This is a genomic window from Thalassospira sp. UBA1131 (genome assembly GCF_002311515.1).
Classification (GTDB): domain Bacteria; phylum Pseudomonadota; class Alphaproteobacteria; order Rhodospirillales; family Thalassospiraceae; genus Thalassospira.
On the sequence record NZ_DCAO01000109.1, the window covers coordinates 46577 to 55420 of the forward strand.

Below are 8844 nucleotides of genomic sequence, written 5' to 3' on the forward strand. Positions count from 1 at the left end.
ATCGCGCGCACAGCAACCAATGTGCGATCCAAGGCACACGGTCCGATCGCCGGAATTTTGCACGGCGTATTTCTGTTGCTGTTCATTCTGATTGCGGCCCCCTTGGCGGGGTTCATTCCCCTGGCATGCCTTGCCGGTCTGTTGGCAACCGTTGCCTGGAACATGATCGAAAAGCACGCCATCGTTACTTTGCTGCGATCATCGCGTGGTGACGCGGCGGTTTTGCTGACAACGTTGCTTCTGACCGTGTTTCGCGATCTGCTTGAGGCGATTGTTGTCGGTTTTGCGTTGGGATCGGTTCTGTTTATCCGTCGTATGTCACGCATGGCCGATATCGAAAGTGCCACACCTTTTGTTGCCGAAGACCGGGCGGATAATCAGGTTGTCTTGATGGCATCGGACCCCGTATCGGCCGGCGATCCCGACATTGTTGTTTACCGAATTTCCGGCGTCTTTTTCTTTGGGGCGACGGCGGCCTTCGGGTCGGTCTTGGATCGGATCGGTGATACGCGCCGCGCACTGGTTGTTGATTTTTCAGCCGTGCCTTTTCTTGATTCGACGGCGGCCAATACGCTGGCGAGCCTCGTTCAAAAAGTGCGCAGCCGGGGTGGGCTGATTGTCTTTAGCGGCACGAAACATGATATCCGGCGCGACTTGTTTGTGCACGGGATGAAGCCGCCGGCAATCCATTATGAGGCCGATGTTGAACAGGCTGTCAAATGGCTGGGCGAAAAGCTTGGCACGTTGCGGGATTAACCGCAGTCGGGCGCAACCAATTGGTCTTTTGTTGGCAAAACAGCATTTTGGGTTTATTCGGTATCGTTATGCCGATTTAAGCTGTGCCCATACAGCAAGCCCCAAAAGGAAATGCCATGACTGATCAGACCGGACTGAATGTCACCATTGATGATCGCGTTGCCACCATCACGATCTGTCAGCCGGAACGCAAAAACGCCCTGACCAAACCGATGTGGGGCGCGTTGGCGACGATTGTCCACGAATTGTCGGATGATCTTGATCTGCGCTGCGTGATTATTCGCGGTGGCGAGGGGGCCGGTTTTGGTGCCGGGGCAGATATCCATGAGTTCGTGCGTGAACGGTCAGGGTTCGAGAAAGCACGCGATTACGGCATGCTGCATGCCGAGGCGCTTCAGACCATTCAGAACTGCACCCATCCGGTAATTGCCGCGATTGATGGCCCGTGCATGGGGGCGTCTTTCGTGCTGGCAGCGGCGTGCGACATGCGCATTGCCGCCGATAACGCAAAGTTTGCAGTGCCGCCGATGAAGCTGGGCGCAACACTTGGCTATCCCGAGTTGGAAATCATGCTTGATCTGCTGGGCGAGGCGGCATTGTTTGAAATCCTGCTTGAAGGGCAGGTGTTTGACGTCGTCCGTGCGCGCGAGATCGGCTTTATCGCCCGCCATGTTGCACTTGAAGTGTTTGACGAGGAAGTTGCCAAGACCGGCAAACGCATTGCCGGTGGCGCGCCACTGACGCAACGGGCGCACAAAAGCATGGTGAACCGTCTGCGCCAGGGTGGCTCAATTGACATGCATGAATTTGATGAAGGCTACCGCGCCTTTGAAAGTGCCGATTTCAAGGAAGGCTACACTGCGTTTCTTGAAAAGCGCAAACCGGTCTTCACCGGGAAATAGGCAGCGAGGGCTTTAACAGTCCGCCTGTTAAAGTCCCAAATCCGGTGTCAACGGCACGTCGGTGATGCCGTAATCAATGCCCATCTTGTGCAATTCGCTGGTGATCTGGGAACGGTGATGGGTTTGGTGATTGAAGAATTGCACCAAAAATAGCGGGCGGGGCAGGTTGCGCGTGATGCCGTCGACCCCGGTGAATTCGCGATATCCATCCTGCCAGTCACGGTTGTCCGAGGTGACAAAAGCCTCGATCTCGGCATCAAGGTCACGGCGGATTTGGCGCAACTCATCAAAATCATCGGCGACCTGTGTGTGGGCGTCATAGACCGGGGCGTTTCCGGTTTTCATGATGCTGAGAATACGACGGTCTATATGGACCAGATGGTTAAGGGTGGCATTGATCGACTTAAAGAACATGCCGCGATCACGACGGCGTTCTTCGTCGCCAATCTGATCGCAAAGATCATAAAGCACATTGTTCTGCCACGTGTTGTATTTGGCCATTGCGCAGCCATAGTCGTCAAATGTCATCCGGGCCATTGAGGATATCCTGAAATGAGTGGTGGCATGGGCGGCTGATCAGCAACTTGATCAGGTAGGGGATTCTGTCTGTTTTGCATCGGCCATAAAATGAACCATCAGATTGGCAAAAATCGCAAAGCCCAGCATCGATACGGTCAGTGGCAACAAAGTGTTGTCGTGAAAATGACCGATGACGATGCCAGCAACCGCGCCGGTGGCGAACTGGATCGTCCCCAAAAGGGCCGTCGCCGTACCGCCGATATACGGGAAGTACTGCATGAAGGATGCCGTGGCATTCGGGGCCGTCAGACCGATCAGGCCGACCGAGAACATGATGAACGGCACCACCGTCCACAAGCTTGGCTCAAACACATTTGTCGCAATGAACAGGCCGATGGTCGCGACAAGTTGAATGCCGGTGCCGATTTTTAGAATCTGATGGCATTCGAGGCGTTTGAGCAACGGGTTGTTGAGCCGGTTACAGATGATAATCACCGCAACATTGGCCCCGAACAGATAGGGGAAGTATGCCTGCGGCACGCCAAAGAAATCGATATACATAAATGGGCTGTCGGTGACAAAACTGAACATCACCGCACTGGCCCCGGCATGTGTCAGCATAAAGCCAACCGCCTTGCGCGTGCGCAGGACTTCCAGATAAGTCCACCAAACCCGGCGTACCGGGCCGGGATGGCGTCGGCGCATCAAGCTTGTTTCGGGCAGCTTCAGGTAAACGATGGCAAGCATCAGGCTGCCATAGACAATCAGCAGGACGAAGATCGATTGCCAGGTCGACCAGACCAGCAGTAACGAGCCGATGGTTGGTGCGACAAGCGGTGCAATCATCATGATCACCGCAATCAGCGCAAACATGCGCGCAGCTTCCTTGCCTTCAAACAGATCGCGCACCGACGCACCGACAATCACAATCGAAAATCCGCCGCCAACGGCCTGGAAAAAGCGCATCACATTAAGCGAAAAGGCGCTGTCGACGGTGGTGATGATCGCGCTGGTGACGATATAGATGACCAAACCGACCAATGCGATGGGACGTCGACCGATCCGGTCAGACAGCGGTCCGCCGATCAGTTGCCCCAAGGCAAATCCGATCAAGAAGGTACTGACGGAAACTTCAACAGCATGGGTGGCCTCGCCAAAGTCGCGCGCCATGGCCGGGATCGCCGGCAGATAGGTATCAATGGCAAATGGTGCCGTCGCAACCAGTGCGGCAAGCAAGATGGCAAGCTTTTTCGGGTCAAGCGATGCGCCGGGCAGGGGCGTGGACATGCGCAATCAATTCCGTTCAGTGTTTGGCGGCGGGTCAGAGCCCCCAGCAGAGGGCACGCGTTGCGCGGAGTATGCAAGCACGCGCAGGTAAGCAAAGTGACCAAGGCGCAGCAGTGTGGGGCGTCGGGTGTGATAGTCCCGAGCCCTGTATTATCCATAAAATTCAGGCTTCTGCCAGCGGTTGCTTGGATCGCTTGTTAGCTTATTGGCAGATCGGGCGTGTAGGGCACGTCCGTGTTGCCGTAATCAAGGCCCATCTTGTGCAGTTCGCTTGTGATCTGAGAACGATGATGGGTTTGATGATTGAACAGTTGCACCAGAAACAGCTGTCGGGGGAGTTTGCGGGTGACGCCATCGGGGAAGGGCAGTTCGCGTATTTCATCCTGCCAGCTGTGATCGGTGCCTTCGACGAATTCGGTGATGTCGGCATCGACTTCGGCCCGCATGGCCTTCAGCGTTTCGAAATCGTCGGCAACGATGGTGGTTGGTTCGAACGGACCGACTTCACCGGTGCGCAGGATGGTCAGAATGCGCAGATCAACATACAGGATGTGGTTTAGCGTGTTGTGGATGGAGCCAAAGAACATATTGCGATCCAACCGCCGTTCGACATCGCCGATCTGATCGCAGAGGTCAAACAGCACGCCGTTCTGCCAACTGTTATAGGTCGCCATGCAGCGGCCATAGTCGTTGAAATTCATCTTGGACATTTTGAAACCGCTCCTTCCAGAGGCGCAATCAGGCCTGGTTTTTCTTGGTTGTCATGGGTTTAACCAATACTACCGCATGTCGCGGGCCGTGGCACTGAAATACAGCAAGGGCGGCATCTGATCGAATGCCGCCCTTGATTTTTGTGTGTCTGCGATCAAACCCGCTTAGTGGGTCATGATCCTTTCCGGCCCCATCAGGGTAGTCGGAAGCCAGGTCGATATCACCGGGACATAGGTGATCAGGACCAGGAAGCCCAGCAGGATCAGAAGCCACGGGAAGGCGGCCTTAACGACCTTGAGCAACGGCATGCCGGTAATCCCGGACGTCACAAACAGGTTCAATCCGACCGGCGGTGTGATCATGCCGATTTCCATATTGACCACCATGATGATGCCCAGATGGATCGGATCAATGCCCAGCTGCATGGCAATCGGGAACAGGATCGGCGCCATGATCAGAAGGATCGCCGACGGTTCCATGAAGTTGCCGGCAATCAGCAGAACGATGTTAACAACAATCAGGAAGCCCCATGCCGGGAGACCCCATCCAATGATGGTTTCGGCAATGGTGTGCGGGATACGTTCAGAGGTCAGAACATGGGCAAACAGCATCGCGTTGGCGATGATGAACATCAGCATGATCGTGACCTTGCCGGCATCAAGCAGGACGTGACGGACTTCCTTGTCAAACGGGATCAGGACCAGTGCCTTGCCCATTTTCGGAAGGTTGTGCGCCATCAGGCTGCCAATGCCGATATTGCCGTTTTCAGGCACCCATGAAAGTTCCTTGATCGGGCCCATGTCGCGGTAAAACAGGACGGCAACAAACATGGCATAGAACGCGGCAACCGCCGCGGCCTCGGTCGGGGTGAAGACCCCGCCATAAATGCCACCCATGATCAGCAGAACCAGCAACAGGCCACCCGATGCCGAAAACAGCGCGCCGCCCCATTCACCAAGGGTCGGGCGGGGCTGGCTTGGCAGTTTTTTGATGCGTGCGACGATATAGATCGCAATCATCAACATCAGGCCGACCATGATCCCCGGAATAACGCCAGCAAGGAACATGCGACCAACCGAAACCTCGGTTGCGGCGGCGTAAACAACCATCACGATGGATGGCGGGATCAGAATGCCAAGCGTACCGGCATTACAGATCACACCAGCCGCAAAGCTTTGCGGGTAACCTGCGCGTACCATACCGGCAATCACGATGGAACCGATGGCAACGACGGTTGCCGGGCTTGACCCCGAAACAGCGGCAAACAGCATGCAGGCCAGAACTGATGCCATGGCAAGGCCACCGGGGAACCAGCCCACGGTATCAATGGCAAAGCGGATCAGACGGCGGGCAACACCGCCGGTCGACAGGAAGGCAGATGCCAGAATGAAGTAGGGAATGGCAAGAAGGGTGTAGTGTTCCATCCCGCCAAAAAGCTTTTCTGCCAGGGTGGCAAGGCTGTCGTCGCCAAAGAGAAGGATGGTCGAAAGCGACGCAACACCCAACGAAATGGCAATCGGTGCGCCAAGCGCCATCAAGCCAAACAGCAGGATAAACAGGAATGCGATAGTCATTTGAATGTTCCCCCTGTCCGGCTTACGATTTTGGCGTCGAAGCGGTGGCGGACTTGTCGTCCTCCACAGTGCTTGCGCCAAGCTGATCAATCGCTTCGCGTGCTTCGTCAGCCAGATTGAAGCCAACCTGTTGGCCGGTAATGATGCGCCAGCCAACCTGTGCCAGACGGAATGCCAGCAAAGCGGCACCCACCGGCATGATCAGATAGACGATCCACAGCATGATCGGGCTGTCTTCGGCTTCCATTTCAAGCATGTGATTGAAGCTGACCAGCTCCCAGCCGCCAATAATCAGCCAGCTCGAATACAGAATGCCGGCCGCGACGACGATCAGACCGATGACGCGCTGGGCATTCTTGGGGAACAGGCGAACGAGGGCGTCCACCCCGATGTGCGACCCAACCTTGACCCCATAGGACATGCCAAACAGGATCAGCCAGGCAAAAAGAAATTCCGTGGTTTCCAAGGCCCAGGTCAGGCCGGAATTGAACACGTAACGCATGACGACGTTTACAAAGGTAAGCGATGTCATAGCGGCGAGCAGGAGGGCAATAATGCCCTCCTCCAGCCGGTTAACGACCGTTGAGATCATCTTGAACGGCCCTTTTCCGATGATGTTGGGAAAAAAGTACGGATCAGTTGCACGCAGCAGCGGCGTCGATGATGTCCTGGCCGATATCGCCAGAGAACTCATCCCAAACCGGTTTCATTGCAGTCTGCCATTTGGCGAATTCTTCGCCGGAAAGCTGCAGGATTTCGGTTTCGCCGGAGTCAATCACTGCCTGACGCTGTTCAGCGGTCAGTTCCGCCGACAGGCCGTTTGCGTAGTCGCTGGCTTCTTTCATCGCCTGCGCAAGGCCGTCGCGGATTTCCGGATCCAGACCGTCCCACCACTTGGTCGAGGTCACAACCATGTAGTCAAGCAGACCGTGGNNGACCAGGTGTTTTCCTGACCGTCGACAACGCCGGTCTGAAGGGCCGAGTAGGTTTCCGAGAAGGCCATTTTCTGCGGAACCGCATCAACAGCTTCGAACTGGGCAGCGATGACGTCAGACGACTGAATACGGAATTTCTGACCAGCAGCATCTTCCGGTGCGCGCAGCGGCTTGTTGGCCGAAAGCTGTTTCAGGCCATTGTGCCAGTAACCAACGCCGGTCAGGCCTTTGGACGACATCGCGTTCAGCAGTTCCTGACCTTTTTCGCCGTTCTGGAAGCAGGAAACCGCGTCCATGTCCTTGAACAGGAACGGAAGATCATAGACCTGAAGTTTCTTGGTCCATTTGCCGAATTTCGCAAGCGACGGTGCACCGAACTGAACGTCACCACGCAGGATGGCGGCAAGAACCTTGTCGTCATCAAACAGCTGCGAGTTCGGATAGATTTCGATCTGAACCTTGTCGCCGAGAATTTCTTCAGCGCGTTTTTTGAAGAAGTCGGCACCCTGGCCTTTCGGGGTGTTCGGCGCAACAACGTGCGCGAACTTGATCACTTCCTGTGCCGACGCGGCAAAGTTGGACCCCAGAAGTGCTGCGGCAGCAACGCCAGCAGCAAGAATGCTTTTGCTGATAGGACGCATCAAAACGTCTCCCTTGATGAATTAAATCTGTTTTCCCGTTAGCGCGCCATTTTTGGCGTCGTTCTAAAACGCCGTTTGGCGCTGTGCCGTAATCAGCAAGCACTGGGCCAGTTCGAAATCAGTTGGATTTATGTAATTATATCAATGAAATAAGGTGAATTTCACGTTGCTGCGATGCAGCAAATTTTGGCTATTTCGTGTGTGAAGGCGCACACGAGTTTCATGCCAGTGTGCGGACTGTCACACACGATGCCGGGCGCGGATTTGACGGACCGGACGACAGAAAAAAGCCCGTCTAATTGACGGGCTCCTGATCGGTTGATTAGCGCGGGCGTCGGAATTCGGCGGGGACAATGTTGTATTTGGTCAGCTTGTCGTAAAACGTCTTGCGCGGGACGCCAAGCGCACTGACCGTGGCCGTAACATTGCCGCCATGTTCGCGCAGGGCTTCGGTAATCAGGCTTTTTTCAAATGCCTCGACTTGCTGGGGCAGGGGAACGGCATAACTGTCTTCGCCATCCTCGCTGTTTGCCAGGGGATCAAGGCCAAGAACCCGGCGTTCGGCGGCATTGCGGAGTTCGCGTACATTGCCCGGCCAGTCATAGGCATTGAACCGTGCCAGTTCCGCCGCACTCAAGGCGGTGACGGTACGCTCAAACCGCTTGGCGGCATCGCGGGTGAAATATTCAAACAACAGCGCGATGTCATCCTTGCGATCACGAAGCGGGGGGATATGCAGTTGCACGACATTCAGGCGATAATAAAGATCTTCGCGAAACTCACCACGTGCCGAGGCCGACCGCAGATCGACCTTGGTGGCAGCAATAACCCGCAAGTCGATCGGCAGAACCCGATTTGATCCAAGCCGTTCAACCGCGCGTTCTTGCAAAACCCGCAGCAATTTGATTTGCAGCGCCAGCGGCATGCTTTCGATTTCATCAAGGAACAGCGTGCCCTTGTCGGCAAACTCGAACTTGCCGATGCGTTTGTGATCGGCCCCGGTGAAGGCGCCGGCTTCGTGGCCAAACAGTTCTGATTCAATCAGATGTTCGGGCATGCCGCCGCAATTCACCGCCACAAACGGGCCGGGACGCCCCGACATTTCATGCAGATTGCGCGCGATCACTTCCTTGCCCGATCCGGTTTCGCCGTTGATCAGGACATGGGCGTTGGTGGCCGCGACATTGCCGATCAGGGTGCGGAGCTTTTCCATCGCCGGATTGCGGCCGATAAAGTCCGACGCGTTTTTGGAATGGCGTGCGAGTTCGATCTTGAGTGTGCGGTTTTCAAGCACAAGGGCGCGGTGGCTCATTGCGCGGCGGGTAATGTCGATGAACAGATCCGGGGCATAGGGCTTTTCGATAAAATCAAAAGCCCCGTCATGCATGGCCTGAACGGCGGTTGCGACATCCCCATGCCCGGTGACCAGAATAACCGGCATTTCCGGATCGATCTTTTTGACCTCTGTCAGCAGATCAAGGCCATCCATCTTCGGCATGCGAATGTCGGAAATCACCAC

At 55.6% G+C, this 8844-nt stretch carries 8 protein-coding genes and 1 pseudogene; 2 read left to right on the forward strand and 7 right to left on the reverse strand.

The genetic code is table 11. The features are described 5' to 3' along the window. Together B3Z49_RS18015 and B3Z49_RS18020 are read left to right on the forward strand one after the other, a co-directional pair. The coding region (locus B3Z49_RS18015) for a SulP family inorganic anion transporter (protein WP_296993339.1) at positions 1–756 on the forward strand (756 nt) is incomplete at its 5' end. A 116-nt stretch (positions 757–872) separates the two neighbouring features. Then, positions 873–1658, forward strand: coding sequence for an enoyl-CoA hydratase-related protein (locus B3Z49_RS18020; RefSeq protein WP_296993342.1), 786 nt, complete (start codon positions 873–875; stop codon positions 1656–1658). A gap of 27 nt (positions 1659–1685) precedes the next feature. On the opposite strand, the gene B3Z49_RS18025 is transcribed toward B3Z49_RS18020, so the two are convergent. The 7 genes and pseudogenes from B3Z49_RS18025 to B3Z49_RS18055 all read right to left on the reverse strand — a co-directional run. Continuing rightward, positions 1686–2195, reverse strand: a complete 510-nt coding sequence (locus tag B3Z49_RS18025; RefSeq protein WP_296993344.1) for a DinB family protein — start codon at positions 2193–2195, stop codon at positions 1686–1688. Between the two features lie 51 nt (positions 2196–2246). Then, complete coding sequence (locus B3Z49_RS18030; RefSeq protein ID WP_296993346.1) at positions 2247–3464, reverse strand: Bcr/CflA family multidrug efflux MFS transporter; 1218 nt, start codon at positions 3462–3464, stop codon at positions 2247–2249. Positions 3465–3661: 197 nt separating this feature from the next. Next, positions 3662–4174, reverse strand: a complete 513-nt coding sequence (locus B3Z49_RS18035; RefSeq protein WP_296993348.1) for a DinB family protein — start codon at positions 4172–4174, stop codon at positions 3662–3664. Between the two features lie 165 nt (positions 4175–4339). Next, positions 4340–5749 carry a TRAP transporter large permease gene (locus B3Z49_RS18040; protein ID WP_296993351.1) on the reverse strand — a complete coding sequence of 470 codons (1410 nt, stop codon included), beginning with the start codon at positions 5747–5749 and terminating at the stop codon, positions 4340–4342. Positions 5750–5771: 22 nt separating this feature from the next. Then, positions 5772–6341, reverse strand: a complete 570-nt coding sequence (locus B3Z49_RS18045; protein ID WP_008891328.1) for a TRAP transporter small permease — start codon at positions 6339–6341, stop codon at positions 5772–5774. Positions 6342–6384: 43 nt separating this feature from the next. Further along, a pseudogene (locus tag B3Z49_RS18050) lies at positions 6385–7325 on the reverse strand (DctP family TRAP transporter solute-binding subunit). Positions 7326–7647: 322 nt separating this feature from the next. Continuing rightward, the coding region (locus tag B3Z49_RS18055; RefSeq protein WP_296993354.1) for a sigma-54-dependent transcriptional regulator at positions 7648–8844 on the reverse strand (1197 nt) is incomplete at its 5' end.